The sequence below is a fragment of the Deinococcus sp. JMULE3 genome (genome assembly GCF_013337115.1).
In the GTDB taxonomy this organism is placed as follows: Bacteria; Deinococcota; Deinococci; order Deinococcales; family Deinococcaceae; genus Deinococcus.
The window spans coordinates 3,156,076-3,174,383 of the sequence record NZ_SGWE01000004.1; the positions used below are offsets into that span (position 1 = coordinate 3,156,076).

Below are 18,308 nucleotides of genomic sequence, written 5' to 3' on the forward strand. Positions count from 1 at the left end.
TGTGCGGGACAGAATGCTGGTGGGTCGAAGGGTCTAAGCATCAAAGGGAAATACCGTAGACGCTTGGACCCTCGACCCTCAGACCTCAATTCAGCGTCTTCGCTGTCGTCGGGACCTGTCCCAGCAGGTGGTCCAGCCGGTCCAGCAGTGTCCGGGCGCGCAGGGCGTCCTCGCGGGCCTCGGGGCTCAGCGGCAGGACACTCGCGGCGAAACTGGCGATCAGGAGGGGGTCCTCCGGGCGGCGGCGGCGCGCAGCGCGTCGGTGTTCTCCGGGTTCAGGCGCAGCAGCGCGGACAGGAGTTCACGCGCGGTGGCGTGAGCGGCTCCCTCGGCCTCGGCGGGGCTCAGGTCGCCTTCGGCCTCCAGCGGCCACAGGGCGACGTCGGCGCTCAGGTACGCGTGGTCCGTGTGGAACTCCTGCACCTGGAAGCGGTCGCCGCCCGCGATGATGATCGTGCTCGTGCCGTCCTCGTGCGGATCGGCGTGCCGCAGGTGCGCCAGCGTGCCCACGCGCGACACCCGGTCCTGAAAGGGCAGGTCCGACTCCTTCGACGTCTGGAGGATCCGCACGATCCCGAACGGCTCCCCGCTGGCCTGCACGTCCGCCAGCAGCGTGCGGTACCGGGGTTCGAACACGTACAGCGGCAGCACCACGCCCGGGAACAGCACCAGATTCGGCAGGGGAAACAGCGGAACGCGCATAGGCTGTTATGCTGGCGCGTTCCGCTCCGCGCGACTTGAGCGCATCCCACAGAAGAAAAGAAGTTTTGACTGGATTCTCACGTCCCGGAGGGCGTCGCGTCCGGTGTCTTCTTCCGCTTCGGTTTTTTCGGCGGTGGTGGAGGGGGCGCCCCCCAGGCCGTCAGGTCGTCCGGGGTGGCGCCCAGGGTCAGCAGCGTGGCGCTGTCCTGCGGGGTCAGCGGGGCGGTGGTCAGCAGGTCCGGGCGGCGGGTCAGCGTGCGCCTGAGCGCCTGCTCGCGCCGCCACGCGCCGATCGCCGCGTGATTCCCGCCGCGCAGCACCTCCGGCACCTCCTGCGCCTGCCACTCCAGGGGCCGCGTGTACTCGGGGTAGTCCAGCAGGCCCGAACTGAACGAGTCCGCCCGGTGCGAGTCCGCGTCGCCCAGCACGCCGGGCCGCAGGCGGGCCACGGCCTCCAGCACGCACGCGGCGGCAGCTTCACCGCCCATCATCACGAAGTCCCCGACGCTCAGCTCGCGCGTGACCAGCCCCTCCACGCGGGCGTCGAAGCCCTCGTACCGGCCGCACAGGAACACGAGGTGCGCCTTCCCGGCCAGTTCCTCCGCGACCGCCTGCGTGAACGGCTGCCCGGCCGGACTGAACAGGATCACCTCGTCGGCGGGCGGCAGGCTCGCCAGCGCCCGCTCGGCGACGTCCACGCGGATCACCATGCCCGCCCCACCCCCGTACGGCGTGTCGTCCACCTTCAGGTGCTTGTTCTGCGAGTAGTCCCGCATGTTCACGAGGTTCACGTCCACCAGCCCCCGCTCGCGCGCCTTCCCGAGGATCGCCTCGGACGCGAAGGGCGCCAGCAGCTCGGGGAACAGCGTCAGGAACGAGAACGTCAGCGGGCCGTCCGGGGTGGGCTCAGGCGTCATCGCCGCCCGCCTCTGGCCCCTCCGGCTCGGCGGACTCCAGCAGACCCGCCGGGGCATCCGCCGACAGCGCCAGCGACGCGGGACGCTTCCGGTCGTTCAGGTTGACCAGCACGTACGGCGCCTGCAGCGGCACGAACGACTCGCCGCCCTCGTGCCGCACGACCAGCAGATCCTGATGCCCGCCGTCCTCCACGTCCACGACCTCGCCCAGCACCTCGCCGCCCGCGCCGTGCAGGGTCAGGCCGCGCAGCTCGTGGTAGTAGTACACGCCCTCCTCGGGCTCGGGCAGCTCGTCGTCCGCCGCGAACACGTTCAGGCCGCGCAGTTCCTCGGCCGCCTCGCGCGACGTCACGCCCGCCAGGTGCAGCGCCACGCCCGGCGCGAGCATCTCCAGCCGCGCCACGCGCAGCCAGCCGCGCCCCTCCACGAACACGCGTTTCAGCGCGCGGAACTGCTCCTGGTCGCCCAGCACGTACACCTTCACGCCGCCCTTCACGCCATGCGGCCCGAGGAAATACCCGAGCCGCGTCCGGTCCTGCCCGCCCGTCACGCTTTTCTGGGCGCGTCCAGGTCGACGTTCAGCCGTTCACGCGGGTCCGACGCGGCGCGCACCAGCGTGCGGATCGCCTGGATCACGCGCCCCTGACGGCCGATCAGGCGGCCCTCCTCGCCGGGGCCGACGCGCACCATGACGGTCGGGCCGCGTTTCGAGACGCGCACCAGCGACGGCTGGTCCACCACGCTCTGCGCCAGGAACAGGGTCAGATCCACGGGATCACTCTTCATGCGCGGTATTCTACGGTATGACCGCCCGACTCCCGCCGCGCTGCAGCGGGCGCGCGTGACCCGCCCCGCCCAGCGCCGCCTGCTGCTGATGGCGGACTATGGGTGCTGGCCCCTCTGGGAACCCGGCGCCGACCCCTACCAGCTCACGCCGCACGACCTGCCCCTGTCGGGCGCGCTGCGCAGGCGGCTGACCGCCTGGGCCGAGGCGTTCGACGCCACCCTGAACTGGGAGGACCCGGCCCGCTCGGACTTCCCGGACGAGACCGCCCGGCAGGCCTTTCACGCCGAGGGGCTGCGCTCGCCGAACTGCTCCGCGCGGAACTCGGTGCGGCCCTTGACGTGGATTACCGAGAATCCTGACCCGTCACATCGGCTGGAGTGAGGGGCGCGCCCTGCTCCTCGTGACGCGCCCCTCACTTCCCACTGCCCGAGTCCGCTAGAATCGCCGATTGTGACGCGCGCCGCCCCAGGGCGGACCCGGTGAGGAGCACGGGGGAGGCACCCCCAGCCGCGCGCCCCCTCCGGAGGACCCTTGAGTTACTGGCGCACGACCATCAAACCCCTGCTGGACGACGAGACCGGCACCATCCACAAACAGGCCCCCATCCGCGTGACCCTCGCCTTCCCGAACCGTTACTCGGTGGGCATGGCCTCGCTGGGCTACCAGGTCATCTACCGCATGTTCAACCAGGAGGAAGGCGTCGCCTGCGAACGCGCCTTCCTGCCGGACGACGTGGACGCCTTCGAACGCACCGGGCAGGCCCTGCCCACCGTGGAGACCGGCCGGGATGCCGGGGACTGCGAACTGTTCGCCCTGAGCGTGTCGTTCGAGCTGGACCTGACGAACATCATCCGCACGCTGGACGTGGCGGGCCTGCGCCCCCTACGGGAGGAACGCGACGACAGCGACGCCATCGTGATGATCGGCGGGCCTTTCACGAGCAGCAACCCCTACCCCCTGACGCCCTTCGCGGACATCATCGTGATCGGCGACGGCGAGCAGATCGTGCCCGTCATCAGCGAGGCCCTGCGCGAAGCCGAGAGCCGCGAGGACTTCTACGACCTGATCGACGGCATGCCCGGCATCTTCCTCCCCGCGCGGCACGTCCACGAACCCAAGTGGGCCACCGCGCCCAAGGAACTGCTGCCCGCGTACAGTCAGATCGTCACGCCGCACAGCGAACTGAGCAACATGTTCCTCGTGGAAGCCCAGCGCGGCTGCCCGCGCCCCTGCACGTTCTGCCTCGCGCGGACCATGTACGGCCCGAACCGCAACAACCAGGCGCAGGAACTGCTGGACACCATCCCCGACTGGGTGGAGAAGGTCGGCCTGGTCGGCGCGGCCCTCAGCGACTTCCCGCACACCAAGTTCGTGGGCCGCACCCTGACCGACCGCGGCATCAAGCTGGGCGTCAGCTCCATCCGCGCCGACACCGTGGACGCCGAACTGGCCGAGATCCTCAAGGCGGGCGGCCTGCGCACCTTCACCGTCGCGAGTGACGCGCCCAGCGAACGCCTGCGCCGCTGGCTGAAGAAGGGCATCACCACCGAGGACCTCACCAAGACCGCGCACATCAGCCGCGACCTGGGTTTCAAGGGCGTCAAGGTGTACATGATGATCGGCCTCGGCCCCGAGAACGACGATGACATCACCGAACTGATCGAGTTCACGAAGGACCTCGCGAAGATCAACCGCATCGCGCTGGGCATCAGCCCCTTCGTGCCCAAACGCCACACGCCGCACTTCGCGGACCCCTTCGCCGGCGTACAGACCATCGAGAAGCGCATGAAACGCATCCAGAAGGAACTGCGCACCACCGCCGAACTCCGCAACGTGTCCGCCAAGTGGGCCTGGGTGGAATCCGTCATCGCGCGCGGCGGCCCCGAGGTCGGCATGGCCGCCTACCAGATCTACCGCAACGAGAGCATCGGCGCGTGGAAGAAAGCCCTGGAGGAAGTCGGCTGGAGCGACGAATTCGAGGCCAACACCCCCGCCATCGACCTGCCGCCCGGCCAGTACGAGAGCAAGGACGTCAGCGCCCACGCCCAGGGCCTCGCCATCTGATACGGACTCCGGTTGAAAGGTTTGCAAAATTTTTCAACCCGAGCGGGGCGAGCAGGAGAGAAACGGGTTCCGGGCGTGGAGTTGACGGATCGGTGATCTTCCGATCTGTCAACGAAACAAACGGAATCCGTATGAGTTAATCCGGGCCGAATGGACTGTGACGAGTGGTCCGTGTGGAACTGGAACCTCATGCAGGGGCAGGCAGGCAACGGTGAGACGTTCGAGGTGCACCCGTTGACCCCCTGCCCTGTGCCCCACGTCCTCCAGTGGATGCAACTTCACGTCGCCACCGCTGGTGCTGACGGGTTCTCGTTCTGCGTAGCAGCTCTGCGAGTCCACTCGTGTCGTCTGGTTCGAGGATCGCCCTCGGTGCACCTGCACACCGCTGGATGCAGACATGCGGTGAGAGTGTTGGATGTGCCGACTCTTCCCCGTAGACCCTGGAGTTCGTTGTGAAGTCGCTGAAAGTACAGGCGAACTTCGCCTTCGCCATTGCCTTTCGCTGATTCGACCCGGAGGACGGAATCCGGATCAGTCATGAGGCGCACTGCCGTTGAAGCTCCCCTGTCGGGGGGAGCAGGGCTGCGCCACCATCTGTGACACTCATGAATGCCGCCGCGACGTAAGCTGTGGGTACGATGATCACAACGTTGCGTCCGGGCCACAGCGGCTTGAGTCGGTTCTGTTCGGCGGTCCTGGCGCTGATCCTCGTCCTTGCAGGGTCTGCCGGGGCGCAGACCACCTTCAGTTCCCGGTACACGAATACCGCGACGAACGGCGATATCGTCCTGATCGGGAACGTGAACTATCACTGCACGACGGTCAGTCCGGCGTCCGCCGCGCAGATCACAGCGTGCAACACGGCCCGCAGTGGCGGGACCACCACGAACAACAGCGTGTACATGGTCCCCATCGACCTGGACGGCGACGCTGCCACCACGAACTCCAGTTCTGCCAGCCTGAACCTCGGGGCGGGCAGCAGCGTCCTGTTCGCCGGGCTGTACTGGAGCGGGATCAGCAGCAGCGCGACGAATCGCGCCGGTGTGCGCCTCGCCACGCCGGCCACCGGGACGAGTGTCGCCCTGACCGCCTCGCGGACCTCCGTGATCGGGTCGAACTACCAGTCGTTCGTGGACGTCACGACCCTCGTGCAGGCAGGCGGGAGCGGGACGTACACCGTCGGCAATATCGCCAGCAACGCTGGGGCGAGCAGCTGGGCCGGGTGGTCGCTGGTCGTCGCGTACCGGAACTCCAGCCTGCCCACCCGGAATCTCGCCGTGTTCGACGGCTTCCTGCAGGCCAGCGATCCGGCGGCGCCACTGGACATCGGCGTGAGTGGCTTCGTCACGCCCAGTGTCGGGACGGTCCGGAGCACCATCGGCGTGGTCGCCTGGGACGGTGACCGGGGGCAGCAGGAGGGTGCGTCCGCCACGCCCCAGGGGAGCCTGCGCTTCGGGCCGAACACCGCCTCGCTCAGCACCGTGTCCAATACGGTGAACACGGTCAACGACGTTTTCAACTCGACCATCTCGGTCACGAGCGGCGCAGCCGGGGGCGGATCGAACGTCGTGACCGGACAGGTGCCGAACTTCACGAATACGCTGGGCGTGGACATCGACACGTTCACGCCGAACACGGCCCTCCCAAACGGCAGCACGTCTGCCGTGGTGCGGGTCGTCGGCACGAGCAGTGACGTCATCTTCCCCGGGGTGGTCACGCTGGCGACCGAGATCTTCGTGCCGAACATCAAGGACGCCCTGACGAAGACCGTCACGGACCTCAACGGCGGCCAGTTGATCCCCGGCGACACCCTGGAATACGAACTGGTCGTCAGGAACCAGGGCAACGACGGCGCGCTGAACGTGATCCTCACCGATCCTCTGCCCGCTGGAACGACCTTCGTGCCGGGGTCGCTGGTCATCACCGGGGCGAACGCCGGGTCCAAGACCGACGTGTCCGGCGACGATCAGGCCGAGTACGACCCGGCGGGGCGGACCGTGACCTTCCGCCTGGGCACCGGCGCCACGGCAACGGCAGGCGGCGCGGTCCTGCCCGGCGAGGAGTCGCGCGTGCGCTTCCGCGTGACCGTGAACGCCGGAACGGCGGGCGGCACCGTGATCAGCAACACCGGGACCGTCACGTACCGCCAGCAGACCCTCGGGACTGTCGTGAGTGACACGAGCGACAGTGACCCCGTGACCGCCGGGGATCAACCCGCCGTGATCACCGTGGCCGGACCTGACCTTACGGTGGACAAGTTCCACAGTGGCTCATTCCAGGCCGGAGCGAACGGCACCTTCACGCTGAGGGTCACGAACGCCGGACCGGCTCCCACCACCGGGCAGACCGTCACCGTGACCGACACCCTCCCGGCCGGAATGACCGCCGTGGCTCTCGCCGGATCCGGATGGACGTGCACCCTCAGTCCCCTGAGATGCACGCGGAGCGACGCTCTCGCCGCGGGCAGTTCGTATCCCGATCTGCTGCTGACCGTCACGAGCGCCGCCGGTTCCTTCACGAACACCGCGGCCGTCACCGGAGGTGGGGAGGCCACCGCCCAGACCGGGAACAACGGGGACAGCGACTCCGTGACCGTCCAGCCCAGCCTGCCCCCTAGCGTGGCTCTCACGAAGTCGGTTCGGAACGTGACGAGGGGCGGCGGCGCCGGGACGTCCAGCGTCGCCCAGCCGGGCGAGGTCCTGGAATACTGCATCGCGTACGTCAATTCGGGAGGCGCCGCGCTGAATTTCGTCCTCAGCGATACCGCGCCCGCCTCGACGCTCACCCGCACGAGCGCCTACGGAGTGGGCCTGGGAATTCAGGTCACCCAGAGCGGCGTCACGCTGCTGACCAGCGCTTCAGATGCGGACGCGGGCAGTCTGGTGGGTCAACTGCTCACGTTCCGGGTCGGCTCCATGCCCGCCGGGGACAGTGGAACCGTCTGCTTCCAGGTGCAGGTGCGCTGAACGGCCGCAGATTCCACTGCTGGCGCGGCACTCACGCTTCCCGGTTCAGGATGTGCCGCACCTCGCCCGGCGGGACGCGCAGCAGGTCCCGGATGACCAGCGGGTAGACCGGGGTCGCCTCGATCCGGTCGAAGGGCACCCACTGGCACTGCACGTCCGGGTTGTCCTGCACGGTGAAGGTCCCGTCAGGCAGGTCGGGTGGGGCGGGCAGGTGGTAGTAGAAGCCGATCTCGTGCTCGCGCCGTCCCGCCGGGCCGAAGAAGCTCTCGATGATTCCGACCAGCCGCAGCGCGTCTGCGGTGAGGCCGGTCTCCTCGTGCCATTCGCGCGCGGCGGCCTGCGCGGAGTCCTCATCGGCCCTGACCGCGCCGCCCGGCAGGAAGTGAAAGCCGCTCCCGTGCTCGCCGTGACCGCAGTTCGTCAGGAGCGTGTCCCCGCGCGTGCAGAGGATCACGGCCCGCACGCTGAACTTCACGTGCCCCACCGGCAGTCGGATGTCGGTCACGCGCCGACCCGCGCGGCTTCCTCTCGCACGCTCGCCTCCGGATCGGCCCGCAGCGCGTCCTGCACGGTGGGGGAGAGGTCGGCGCGTCCGGCGACGGCCAGTCGCACGCCTTCATCCGGGTCCCCGGCCAGCACGGCCATTTCCTCTGGCGCGAGGTGTGGGTGCAGGGCCGCCGCGCGGCGCACCCCGGCATTCGGGTCACGCGCCAGTCCCGCCAGCGTCCCGCCCGACGTCGCGGACGCGTACGCCACGGCGCGGCGCACCTCCGGGTTCGGGTCGCCCGCCAGGACCTCCAATCGCGTCTCGCCCAGGTCCGGGCGGACCGCCAGCACCGTCCGCACACTCGCGTCCGGGTCGCTCAGCAGGGCGTCCAGCACCGACGCGGGAATACCCTCCGCGCTCGCCACGTGCAGGCGGATGTCCGCTTCCGGCGCGCGGGCCAGCGCCAGCACCGCGTCCTCGGGCAGGTCGCTGCGGTCCAGCACGGCGCGGCGGACCGTCTCGGACTCGTCCGCCGCCAGTCGCGTCAGCAGTTCCGCCGGAACGTCCGGGCGGCGGGCCAGCGCGGCGCGCACGTCGGGGTCGGCGTCCACCTCCGCCCGCGCCAGCCACTCCGCCGGGACCGTCCACGCCTGCAGGGCCGCGGCGCGCACCAGCGGCTGGTCGTTCGTCGCCAGCCACTCCCGCACCGACCGGGGCAGATCCACCCGCCGCGCCAGGGTCGCCAGCACGTCCGGGTCGCCGTCCGCCGCGAGGTGGATCATGCAGTCCAGCGGCAGGTCCAGCCGCCGCGCCACCCCGGCCCGCACCATGCCGTGCGCGTCCCCCACCAGCACCCGCAGCACGTCCCCCGGCAGGTCGGGGCGGGACGCGACGGCCTTGCGCACGTCGTAATCGTCGTCCGCCGCCAGCTGCCGCACCAGCCCCTCGGGCAGCTCGTCCCGGCGCGCGACCGCCTCGCGGATCTGCCACCCGGCATCCTGCGCCAGCGCCGCCACCCGCTCCGCACTCAGATCCGCCCGGCCCGCCAGCGCCGTGCGCACCGCGTAGTCCTCGTGCCGCAGCGCCGAATCCACCACCCACCCCGGCACGCCCGGCGCGTTCAGCAGCGCGATCACCCCGTCCGCCGGGAACACCCCCAGCAGGTTCGGCCGCGCCAGCCGCATCAGCGGCAACCCCGGGTTCGCCAGCACGTCCGCCGGGTACGCCGCCGCCAGCGACCCCAGCACCTCCACCGGCGTGTTCGGATGCCGCGCGACCCGCGCCCGCACCCGCGCGTCCGGATGCGCCGACAGGCCCGACAGCGTATCCGCCGTCGCCCGCGGGGCACCCGCCGCCTCCAGCGCCCCCTCCACACCCAAGATCGTCAGCGTCCGCGGGTCAAGCTCACCAGTCATCGCAGCGATGATGGCACGGGGGAACAGGGAAGTGGGCAGGAGGGAGTGGGAAGTGGATGGCCCGTGGGTGTGCGGGTGCGATGCGTGTGGGCCAGGGGGGTGTGCCCCGGCAGCCGACCCACTCCCTACTTTCCACTCCCCACTTCCTCCAGCGCGCCCGCCATCGCCCCGTCGATCAGCGCCCGCGCGATGCTGAACGCGGCGGGCAGCGTGGGGAGGTCAGTGATGGGGAACCAGCGGGCGTCGTCGATCTCGCCGGGTTGAGGGGTGATGTCGCCGCCCGCGTACTCGGCGGTGAAGCCCAGCATCAGCGAGTGCGGGAACGGCCACGGCTGACTGAACTGGTACTGCAGGTCCGTGATCTGCACGCCGACCTCCTCCTGCACCTCGCGCTGGGCGGCGGCCTCCAGCGTCTCGGAGGGTTCCACGAAACCTGCCAGGGCGGAGTACATGCCGGGCGGAAAGTGCGGACTGCGGGCCAGCAGCAGTTCGGTGTCCCGGCCCTGACCGCGCCGGATCAGCACCATCGCGACGGGGGCCACTCGGGGGTAGGCGGTCAGGCCGCAGTTCGGGCAGCGGCGCGAGCGTTCATGCGTGGCGTCACTTAGGGGCGTGGCGCAGCGGCCGCAGTAGCGGTGCGTGCGGGCGAACTCGATGAGCTGCGCAGCGTATCCGGCCAGCCCCATGTGGTGCTCCGGCAGGCGACCGAAGCCGGTGCGGACCGGGACCGACTGGAAGCCGCCGGGCAGCTCGCCGTCCAGACCCGCCGCCAGGTACGACGTGCCGTCCAGGGTGCCCAGCGGCGTCACGTCCACCACGGGCAGCGGGGCCTCGCCCGTCGGGAGGGTGCCGTCCGCGCGCAGCACCAGTTTCGGCCCGTCGAACACGAACCACGCCGACCCCGCCTCCGGGGTCAGGGTCAGCGCGACCTCGAAACCGTCCGGGCGACTGGTCGCCTTCACGTGTGTTCTTCCAGGCGCAGGACCTCACCGAAGGGGAAGCCCTCGTCCTCCAGGCCGCCGGGCGGCACGACCCACAGGGTAGAGACGCGTGGCGCCTGCTCGGGGAAATCCCCGTACCCGTCGGTCAGGTAGATCAGGACGTCCGGCTCGTGCTCGTCCAGCAGCCGGAAGATGGGGCGGAAGTCGGTGCCGCCGCCCCCCTGCGGTGGGGGAATCTCGCCGCCGGGCGTCAGGTCGTGCGGGCCGTACGCCTCGGTGTCCGCGTAGTACAGGGTCGCGCGGACGTGCGGGTACGCGCCCAGCACGCCCTGCACCTCACCCACCAGCGCCCGCACCGCGTCGTCGTCCACGCTGCCGGACGTGTCCACGGCGATCAGCGCGGTCAGGGACTCGTCGTCCAGCGCTTCCAGGTACAGTCCGCGCCCCACGAACCGCCGGTCGAACCCCCCGAAATCCACCGGGGTGCGCGCCAGGAAGCGCCACAGGTGCGCCCGCCAGTCCAGTCGCGCCGGGGCGAGGCGCTGCAACTCGCGGTGCTCGCCCAGCGGGTCGTCGCCCTTGCCGCTCATGGCCTCCACGCTGCGCGCCTGCGCCAGCGCCTGCTGCCACTGCCGCTGCGTCTGCCCGGCCTGCCCCGGCTTCTGCCCGCGCGGCGGCGCGTCACTGGGCGGCCCGTCCAGCAGGTCGTCCCCCTCGTCGTTCCCGTCGCCCTCGGCTTCGGCCTCGATGGACGTGTACACCTCCTCGACGCTCAGGCGTTCCAGGTGCTCGTCCCGCCGCGACTGCGGCGGCGTGGGCAGCCCCGCCGCCGACACCATGCCGTTCACGATCAGGTCCGCCGCCTTGTTCCAGCGTTTCTTCTCACGCGGACCGCGCCGTTCCACGTGCGACAGCGCCGCGTGTAGCACCTCGTGCAGCAGCAGCCCGTCCAGCACGTCCAGCGCCAGCGTCGCGGCGACCTCCGGGTTCACGTACACCCGCTCGCCGTCCGTGCCCGCCGCCGCGACCTCCCGCGACGGCACGAACTCCGCGTGCAGCAGCAACGTCGCGAAGAACGCCGACCGCCCCCGCAGCCGCAACCGAGAGCCGGAAATCAGACGCTGGAACTCAGGGGTGACCGGGACCGGGGTCATGGGGCTCCCGGTGTTGAACGTTGATGGTTGATGGTTGATGGAAAAAGCTGTTCTCCATCAACGTTCAACCATCGACCATCCCCCCGCCTCACGCGCTTTCCGTGAGGCTCAGCGTGGTCTGCACGAGCGTCGCGAGGCGTTCGTCCCGGCCGACGAGTTCCGCGAGGTCCGCGAGTTGCCCGATGGCCTGGAATTTGCTGACGAGGGTGGCGACGTACAGCTGCAGCCATTCGGGTCCGGCGCTGTCGGCGAGCCACGTGAAGGCGTGGTACGCCTCGTCGGCGGTGGCGGCGCGGGCGGCGAGGCCCACGACGGCGGCGTAGCGGACGCTGGGTTCGTCCGGGAGGCGCAGGCCCGCGCCGCGGCCCTCGAGGACGATGCCCAGGTCGGGCAGCTGCTCGTACAGGCGCACGAACGCGCTGAATTCGGCTCCGGCGGCCTCGCCGATGGCGGGCGTGGCGTCCAGTCCGGCGCGGTGCAGGCGGGACGCCATCTCCCAGGCGCGGGGGCTGGGCCACGCGGGCTGCTGCGGGTCGAGGCGGTGCAGGAGTTCCGGGCGGAACGTCAGGAACGCGATGACGTGCTCGTGCAGGTTGCGGCCCAAGGCGTAGGCGCGCCAGGAGTCGAAGTCCGGGCGGACCGTCAGGTGCAGGAAGCGGTTGGCGAGGGGCGCGGGCATGTCGAAGACGCTGGCGCGGTCTTCCTTGCGGTTCCCGGCGGCCCACACGAACCACCCGTCCGGCAGTTCGTAGCTGCCCACCCGGCGGTCCAGGATCAGCTGCTGCGCCATGCCCTGCATGGTGGGCGGGGCCATGTTCACCTCGTCCAGGAACAGGATGCCGCGCCCGCTGCGGGGCAGGAATTCCGGCGGGTACCAGCGGCTCACGCCACCCCCCTGCCCGTCGCTCTCGGGAACCGGCAGGCCACGCAGGTCCGTGGGGGCCAGTTGCGAGAGGCGCACGTCCACGAAGTCCAGGCCGTGCGCGGCGGCGACCTGCGCCACGACGCTGCTCTTGCCCACGCCGGGGGGGCCCCAGATCATCGTGGCGAGTTTCAGGTCCCCGCGGACGAGGGCGTGCAGGTACGTCTGAAGTTCGGCAGCAGTCAGGCTCACGCGCTGAGGCTACCGCAACGGGGCCGCCCGGCGCTGAGCGCGCGTGCAGGCGGCCTTCAGGGTGCGGGGTGGGGTCGGTGGTGTTCCGGCGTGACGTTACAGCGGAACGGTGCAGGTCACGGAGGTGCTGCCGCCCCCCGCGAGGCGTTTCGTGCCCTGGATGTCCAGTTTCACGCTGGGCGCATTGCGGCCCCAGGTGGCGTGGAAGTCCAGCTCCTTCGGTTCGGTGGCGGTCAGCGGATCGTCGATCAGCCAGATCACCTGATTCAGGTCCGGGAGGGTCTGATGCCCGAACACCCGGATGGCCTGCGGGGTGGGCGTGAACGAGTACGTCAGGGTCGGGCTGGCGAAGGTGTAACTGCCGTCCGCTGCGACCGTCAGCGAACAGGCCGCGCCGCCGAGGGTCTTCCCGGCGTACGTCCCGGCGAGGCAACTGCTCGCGGCGGGGTCCGAGGACGCGTTCACGACCGGGCACGCCGCGAGGCGCGTCGTGATCGCGTTCCCCGGCGTCGGTGTCGGCGTCGGGCTGGGGGTGGAGGTGCCGCCCCCACCGCACGCGGCGAGCAGCAGGGGCAGGAGCAGGGCGGTCAGGGAAGCGGGTCTCGTCATGGGGGCCTCGTGGGGTAGGGGACAGGACGCCCGGTCCGCCAGTGCTTCTGGCAGATCGGGGCTATGGTCGGGGCGGCTCGCGGTGAGGGCTTACTGGGCCTTGGGTGGGCAGAGGCGCATGGGGCAGGTCAGGGAGATGCCGCTGTCGGCCGGTCCGGTCAGGGCGGCGGCGCTCGCGTGCGGAAGGATGAGGGTCAGGGCCAGCAGGATGGTGCGCGTCATGGGGGACCTCCGGTGGGGATCACGGTAGCGGAGGTCCGCTGCAAAAACCCCCGTAGAATTCGTGACATGGCGCACGTTATCCTTGACGATCCGCAGGTGGTTGAGGTGCTGCTGGATCATGACCGCATGCGGCTCCTGACGCCTTTCATGACGGCGCCGATGACCATCGCGCAGGCGGCGGAGATCACCGGGTGCCCGCCGACGTCCCTGGGGTACTGGGTCAAGCGGTTCGTGCGGCTGGGGCTGGTGCGGGAGGTCGCCTCTCAGCGTCCGGCGGTGTTTCAGGCGGTGTCGAACGAGTTCATCGTGGACCCGTCGCGGGTGATGCCGCTGGAGGAGATGCTGTCGGGCGTGCAGCGCCCCGCGTGGGAGCGGATGCTGCGCGGGTACGCGCGGGAGTACGGGCGGCTGTCGCCGGACTGGCTGCTGCGGTTTCACGTGACGCCCGAGGGGGTGCTGACGCGGCGTGAACTGACCCGCGAGGAGCTGGAGCGTCCGGGGGGTCCGGCGGCGCAGCGGCCGCTGGGGGAATGGGCGCTGCTGCGGCTGTCGCGGGAGGACGCGCAGGCGTTCCGCGAGCGGCTGTCCGGGGTGGTGCAGGAGTTCCTGGCCCGCTCGTCGGAGCTTGAGTCCGACAGCGTGTATCTCGTGCATGTGGGACTGACGCGGGACCCGGTGCACGGGTGATGTGCGCGCGGCGCGGCATCCGATATACTTTGACTCAGTCTAATTTTTCGTCCGAGTACAGTTAAGCCATTCCGACCGAAGGAGTTGCCCCCTTGCTGCCCCTGATCCACAAACTGCTGTTCTTCCTCTTCGCCCTGATCGCCGGTGGCTTCGGCGCGTGGGGCTTCTACCGCCTCTACCGCCGCGTCGCGCGCGGCGCGCCCGCCAGCGAGGACCGCACCGGGAACCCCGTCCAGCGCGTGCTGTACGCCATCCGGGTCAGCCTCACCCAGGAGCGCACCTTCCGCCGCCGCACGGCCATCAGCGTGCTGCACAGCTTCATCTTCTACGGCTTCGTGTACTACCTGCTGGTGAACGTCGTGGACGGCCTCGAAGGCTACCTGCCGTTCCACATCTACTCCAAGGACAGCCCGCTGCTCGCCGGGTACAACTTCCTGGCCGACCTGCTCAGCATGCTGGTCCTCGTGGGGGTCATCAGCCTGCTGATCCGCCGCCTGTTCCTGCCCAGCAAACGCGACTTCCGCTTCACCGACAAGACGCTGCTGCACCCGCTGCTGCGGGCCAACTACATCCTGCGTGACAGCCTGATCGTCTCGTCGTTCATCACCTTCCACGTGGGCAGCCGCGTGCTCGGCAACGCCGCCAAGATGACCGAGGAAGCCCGCAAGCTCGGCGGGTACGACTCCTTCCAGCCGTTCAGCAGCGCCCTGGGCCGCCTGCTGTTCAACGGCGCCAGCGAGCAGGCCATCGAGGGCTGGCGCATCTTCGGGTACTGGGGTGCGCTGGGCAGCGTCCTGGCGTTCCTCGCGTACTTCCCGTTCACCAAGCACATCCACATCTTCATGGCCCCGCTGAACTACGCCCTGAAGCGCCCGGTCGGCAGCGGCGTTCTCCCCCCCATGAAGGGCCTGGAGGAGGCCATGGAGGCCGACGAACCCAAACTGGGCGTCGAGAAGTTGGAAGACCTGGAGTGGCCGCGCCTGCTTGACGCGTACTCCTGCATCCAGTGCAACCGCTGCCAGGACGTCTGCCCGGCCAACGCGACCGGCAAGGCCCTGAGCCCCGCCGCGCTGGAAATCAACAAGCGCATGGAACTGAACGTGATCGGGTCGCACCCCAGCCCCTTCACGCTCAAGCCCGCGCCCTTCGAGGGTGGCGCGAGCACCGCGCACCCCCTGCTGGAATTCGCCATCAACGAGGAATCCGTGTGGGCCTGCACCACCTGCGGCGCCTGCATGCAGGTCTGCCCCGTGCAGGACGAGCAGATGCTCGACATCATCGACATCCGCCGCCATCAGGTCATGGTCGCCGGTGAGTTCCCCCCGCAACTCCAGACGGCCTTCCGCGGCATGGAACGCGCCAGCAACCCCTGGGGCATCAGCCGCGACAAACGCCTCGAATGGGCCGAGGGCCTGAAAGTCCCCACAATCGACGAGAACCCCACCCCGGACGTCATCTACTGGGTGGGTTGCGCCGCCAGCTACGACCCCGGCGCGCAGAAAGTCGCCCGCTCCTTCGTGCAGCTGCTCGACAAGGCCGGCGTGAACTACGCCGTGCTGGGCAAGAAGGAAGCCTGCACCGGCGACAGCGCCCGCCGCGCCGGGAACGAGTTCCTGTACCAGCAGCTGGCCGCCGAGAACGTCGAGACCCTGAACACCGTCGCGCCGAAACTGATCGTGGCGACCTGCCCACACTGCATGAACGCCATCGGGCACGAGTACAAGCAGCTCGGCGGCGACTACCGCACCATCCACCACACCGAGTACCTCGAGACCCTCGTGGCCGCCGGGAAGCTCCCCATGGAGCGGCTCGCCGAGAACGTCACCTACCACGACCCCTGCTACCTGGGCCGCCACAACGGCGTGTACGACGCGCCCCGCACCCTCATCACCAAGATGGCGGGCGAGGTGCTGGACCTGGAACGCAGCCGCGAGAACTCCTTCTGCTGCGGCGCGGGCGGCGCGCAGTTCTGGAAGGAAGAGGAAGAAGGCGCAGAGCGCATCAGCGACAACCGCTTCCGTGAACTCCAGGCCCGCCTGGACGACGCCAAAGCCGCCAGCGACGAGTTCGAGCAGACCGGCAAGGTCGTCGCCGTCGGCTGCCCCTTCTGCAAGGCCATGATGAACTCCACGCCCGAGAAGCAGAAACGCGACGACATCATCGTCAAGGACGTCGCGGAACTCATGCTCGAGAGCGTGCAGCGCGCCGACGGCACCTGGCAGCAGGCCGCCCCCACCGGCCCCGTGGAAGGCGCCACCCCGCTGGAGCAGCCCGAGGTCGTCAGCGCCCCCAACGCGCAGACGCCCATGGAGCGCACGGGCGACCGCCCCGGCGCCGGCGCCCCCGCCGCGGTGGTGGGCGAGACGAGCGCCGCCGTGATCAACGCGCAGCCCGGCAGCCCCGACGCGACCCAGGGCACCCAGCCTGAGGCGCAGGCCGCGCACCCCGAGGCGACCGCCCGCAAGAGCTGGAAACCCAAAGCGGCGGGTGCCGACGATGTGGCGCCCGCGGCACCGGCAGCCCCTGCTGCCGCTGCCCCATCCACGGACGCTCCGGCCCGCAAGAGCTGGAAGCCCAAAGGCGGCGACGACGTGAGTGCGGCGCCCGTCACGCCCGCACCGGAGGCTGCGACGGCGGCGCCCACCGCTCCAGCCCCCAACGCTTCAGCCCCCACCGCACCTGTCGCTGACGCTCCGGCCCGCAAGGCCTGGGCACCCAAGGCCAAGGCAGATGACGTGAACCCCGCCCCGGTCGCTCCGGCCGAACCTGCTCCGGCCGCACCCAGCCCGGACGCCCCGGCCCGGAAAGCCTGGGCTCCCAAGGCCAAGGCGGAAGCGGCGCCTGCTCCGGCAACCACCGAGCCCACCGCGCCTGCCGCGCCGAGCGAAGTGGCCCCCGCTGCCGCGCCTGCTGCCGGTGAACGGAAGAAATGGGCGCCGAAGGGCCAGCCGGTCAGTGCCGCGCCCGTGACGGATGCAGCCGAGCCGACCACCCAGACCGCGATCGCCCAGCCCGCTCCCGCTCCTGCCGTGACGTCTGAAGCCGCGCCTGCCCCGACCGCCGCGACCGGCGAGCGGAAGAAGTGGGCTCCGAAAGCCGCGGCGGCTCCGGCCCCCGCACCCGACGTGCAGGCCGCCACGCCCGCACCTGTCACCGAACCGAGCGCCGAACCCATCACCGAGCACGTGCACCTTGAACAGGTCGGGGAGAACCTGCTTGAGGAAGGACAGCAGGCGACGAGTGAGCCGGGCGCCGGGGGCCGCAAGAAGTGGCAGCCGAAAAAGAAACCCGAGTGAAGAACCCCGAGTAGAGCCGCTTCGACCGGACCGCCCCACATCGGGGCGGTTCTGCGTTGGGCTTGTCTGCACCGTGTGCAATGTCACGCTAGTATCAGCGAATGACCATTGCGATCGTCACGGATTCCACGAGTGACCTGACGCCGGAACTGCTCGCGCAGATCGGCGTGAAGAGTGTGCCGCTGTACGTGCTGTTCGACGGCAAGATGCACAAGGACGGCCTGGAGATCAGACCGCAGGACATCTTCACGGGTCTGAAGGCGGGCAAGAAGACGCCCAGCACCAGCCAGCCCAGCCCGGCCGAGTTCGCGACCGCGTACACCGAGGCCCTGCAGGTGGCCGACGAGGTCCTGAGCTTGCACATCAGCGGGCAGATGTCCGGAACCGTGGGCAGTGCCCGACTGGCCGCGCAGGAGTTCGGCGGGAAGGTCACGGTGCTGGACAGCCGCTCGGTCAGCATGGGCCTGGGCCTGCGTGTGCTGCGCGCCGCTGAACTGGCGCATCAGGGCCTGAGCATGGACGAGATCGTCCGGCAGCTGGAGGCCGCGGCCAGCAAGGCCGATATCCGCTTCACGGTGGACACCCTGGACTTCCTGCGCATCAACGGGCGCATCGGGGGCGCGCAGGCGCTGCTGGGCAGCCTGCTGAACATCAAACCCATCCTGGTCGTCAAGGACGGCCGCGTGGACTCCGGTGGGCGCGTGCGCGGCCACAAGAAGGCCGTGGCGGACCTCGTCGAGCACGTCCGGAAGTACACGGCCGCCCACGGGCCGACCCGCGTGGCGGTCATGTGCACCCCCGGCGGCGAGGAGTACGTCAAGGAGGTCCGCGCCGGACTGTCCGGGATTCAGTTCGAGGACATGGGCGACCACATGATCGGCGCGGTCGTCGCCACGCACGCCGGTCCCGGCACCGTCGGCGTGACCCTGGAGCCCGTGACGGTCTGA

At 70.0% G+C, this 18,308-nt stretch carries 17 protein-coding genes; 6 read left to right on the top strand and 11 right to left on the bottom strand.

Going from position 1 to position 18,308, the window contains the following annotated elements; all coding sequences use genetic code 11:
* Positions 1–219: 219 nt before the first annotated feature.
* From EXW95_RS18330 to EXW95_RS18345, 4 genes are all read right to left on the bottom strand, one after another.
* Positions 220–702, bottom strand: a complete 483-nt coding sequence (locus EXW95_RS18330; RefSeq protein ID WP_371810159.1) for an LON peptidase substrate-binding domain-containing protein — start codon at positions 700–702, stop codon at positions 220–222.
* A 77-nt stretch (positions 703–779) separates the two neighbouring features.
* Positions 780–1,619 carry a tRNA (guanosine(37)-N1)-methyltransferase TrmD gene (gene trmD / locus EXW95_RS18335; RefSeq protein ID WP_174368678.1) on the bottom strand — a complete coding sequence of 280 codons (840 nt, stop codon included), beginning with the start codon at positions 1,617–1,619 and terminating at the stop codon, positions 780–782.
* The gene (gene rimM / locus EXW95_RS18340; RefSeq protein WP_174368679.1) at positions 1,609–2,169 is read right to left on the bottom strand and encodes a ribosome maturation factor RimM; all 561 of its coding nucleotides are present in this window, start codon (positions 2,167–2,169) and stop codon (positions 1,609–1,611) included. Before rimM ends, trmD begins: the two co-directional genes overlap by 11 nt.
* Positions 2,166–2,405, bottom strand: a complete 240-nt coding sequence (locus tag EXW95_RS18345; protein WP_058976649.1) for a KH domain-containing protein — start codon at positions 2,403–2,405, stop codon at positions 2,166–2,168. Before EXW95_RS18345 ends, rimM begins: the two co-directional genes overlap by 4 nt.
* Before the next feature lie 55 nt (positions 2,406–2,460).
* On the opposite strand from EXW95_RS18345, the gene EXW95_RS18350 reads away from it, so the two are divergent.
* The 3 genes from EXW95_RS18350 to EXW95_RS18360 all read left to right on the top strand — a co-directional run bounded on the left by EXW95_RS18350 (position 2,461) and on the right by EXW95_RS18360 (position 7,436).
* Complete coding sequence (locus EXW95_RS18350) at positions 2,461–2,787, top strand: hypothetical protein (protein ID WP_174368680.1); 327 nt, start codon at positions 2,461–2,463, stop codon at positions 2,785–2,787.
* A gap of 150 nt (positions 2,788–2,937) precedes the next feature.
* On the top strand, positions 2,938–4,470 hold the full coding sequence (locus EXW95_RS18355) for a radical SAM protein (protein WP_174368681.1): 1,533 nt from the start codon (positions 2,938–2,940) through the stop codon (positions 4,468–4,470).
* A gap of 638 nt (positions 4,471–5,108) precedes the next feature.
* The gene (locus EXW95_RS18360; protein WP_174368682.1) at positions 5,109–7,436 is read left to right on the top strand and encodes an S-layer family protein; all 2,328 of its coding nucleotides are present in this window, start codon (positions 5,109–5,111) and stop codon (positions 7,434–7,436) included.
* 31 nt (positions 7,437–7,467) lie between these two features.
* Here the strand turns inward: EXW95_RS18360 and EXW95_RS18365 are convergent, their stop codons facing one another.
* The 7 genes from EXW95_RS18365 to EXW95_RS21095 all read right to left on the bottom strand — a co-directional run bounded on the left by EXW95_RS18365 (position 7,468) and on the right by EXW95_RS21095 (position 13,378).
* The gene (locus EXW95_RS18365) at positions 7,468–7,941 is read right to left on the bottom strand and encodes an NUDIX domain-containing protein (RefSeq protein ID WP_174368683.1); all 474 of its coding nucleotides are present in this window, start codon (positions 7,939–7,941) and stop codon (positions 7,468–7,470) included.
* Positions 7,938–9,338 carry a hypothetical protein gene (locus tag EXW95_RS18370; RefSeq protein ID WP_174368684.1) on the bottom strand — a complete coding sequence of 467 codons (1,401 nt, stop codon included), beginning with the start codon at positions 9,336–9,338 and terminating at the stop codon, positions 7,938–7,940. The genes EXW95_RS18365 and EXW95_RS18370 overlap by 4 nt, the downstream gene beginning before the upstream one ends.
* Positions 9,339–9,463: 125 nt before the next feature.
* Positions 9,464–10,300, bottom strand: coding sequence for an NAD(+) diphosphatase (gene nudC / locus EXW95_RS18375; protein ID WP_174368685.1), 837 nt, complete (start codon positions 10,298–10,300; stop codon positions 9,464–9,466).
* Positions 10,297–11,433: a VWA-like domain-containing protein gene (locus EXW95_RS18380; protein ID WP_174368686.1), complete on the bottom strand. Its 1,137-nt coding sequence runs from the start codon at positions 11,431–11,433 to the stop codon at positions 10,297–10,299. The genes nudC and EXW95_RS18380 overlap by 4 nt, the downstream gene beginning before the upstream one ends.
* Before the next feature lie 88 nt (positions 11,434–11,521).
* Complete coding sequence (locus EXW95_RS18385; RefSeq protein WP_174368687.1) at positions 11,522–12,547, bottom strand: MoxR family ATPase; 1,026 nt, start codon at positions 12,545–12,547, stop codon at positions 11,522–11,524.
* A 96-nt stretch (positions 12,548–12,643) separates the two neighbouring features.
* Entirely contained in the window at positions 12,644–13,156 is a 513-nt protein-coding gene (locus EXW95_RS18390) for a hypothetical protein (protein ID WP_174368688.1), read from the bottom strand.
* 90 nt (positions 13,157–13,246) lie between these two features.
* A complete protein-coding gene (locus EXW95_RS21095) occupies positions 13,247–13,378 on the bottom strand; it encodes a hypothetical protein (protein ID WP_256435020.1) in 132 nt (43 codons plus the stop codon).
* 66 nt (positions 13,379–13,444) lie between these two features.
* Here EXW95_RS21095 and EXW95_RS18395 point away from each other — a divergent pair, with 66 nt between their 5' ends.
* From EXW95_RS18395 to EXW95_RS18405, 3 genes are all read left to right on the top strand, one after another.
* Positions 13,445–14,065, top strand: coding sequence for a helix-turn-helix transcriptional regulator (locus EXW95_RS18395; protein ID WP_174368689.1), 621 nt, complete (start codon positions 13,445–13,447; stop codon positions 14,063–14,065).
* 92 nt (positions 14,066–14,157) lie between these two features.
* Positions 14,158–17,361: a heterodisulfide reductase-related iron-sulfur binding cluster gene (locus tag EXW95_RS18400; protein WP_174368690.1), complete on the top strand. Its 3,204-nt coding sequence runs from the start codon at positions 14,158–14,160 to the stop codon at positions 17,359–17,361.
* A 101-nt stretch (positions 17,362–17,462) separates the two neighbouring features.
* The gene (locus EXW95_RS18405; protein WP_174368691.1) at positions 17,463–18,308 is read left to right on the top strand and encodes a DegV family protein; all 846 of its coding nucleotides are present in this window, start codon (positions 17,463–17,465) and stop codon (positions 18,306–18,308) included.

What these genes read in the sequence shown, in the direction of transcription:
- EXW95_RS18330 (WP_371810159.1), bottom strand. Translation starts at nt 702, where the DNA reads ATGCGCGTTCCGCTGTTTCCCCTGCCGAATCTGGTGCTGTTCCCGGGC.
- trmD (WP_174368678.1), bottom strand. Translation starts at nt 1,619, where the DNA reads ATGACGCCTGAGCCCACCCCGGACGGCCCGCTGACGTTCTCGTTCCTG.
- EXW95_RS18345 (WP_058976649.1), bottom strand. Translation starts at nt 2,405, where the DNA reads ATGAAGAGTGATCCCGTGGATCTGACCCTGTTCCTGGCGCAGAGCGTG.
- EXW95_RS18360 (WP_174368682.1), top strand. Translation starts at nt 5,109, where the DNA reads ATGATCACAACGTTGCGTCCGGGCCACAGCGGCTTGAGTCGGTTCTGT.
- EXW95_RS18370 (WP_174368684.1), bottom strand. Translation starts at nt 9,338, where the DNA reads ATGACTGGTGAGCTTGACCCGCGGACGCTGACGATCTTGGGTGTGGAG.
- EXW95_RS18380 (WP_174368686.1), bottom strand. Translation starts at nt 11,433, where the DNA reads ATGACCCCGGTCCCGGTCACCCCTGAGTTCCAGCGTCTGATTTCCGGC.
- EXW95_RS18390 (WP_174368688.1), bottom strand. Translation starts at nt 13,156, where the DNA reads ATGACGAGACCCGCTTCCCTGACCGCCCTGCTCCTGCCCCTGCTGCTC.
- EXW95_RS21095 (WP_256435020.1), bottom strand. Translation starts at nt 13,378, where the DNA reads ATGACGCGCACCATCCTGCTGGCCCTGACCCTCATCCTTCCGCACGCG.
- EXW95_RS18395 (WP_174368689.1), top strand. Translation starts at nt 13,445, where the DNA reads ATGGCGCACGTTATCCTTGACGATCCGCAGGTGGTTGAGGTGCTGCTG.
- EXW95_RS18405 (WP_174368691.1), top strand. Translation starts at nt 17,463, where the DNA reads ATGACCATTGCGATCGTCACGGATTCCACGAGTGACCTGACGCCGGAA.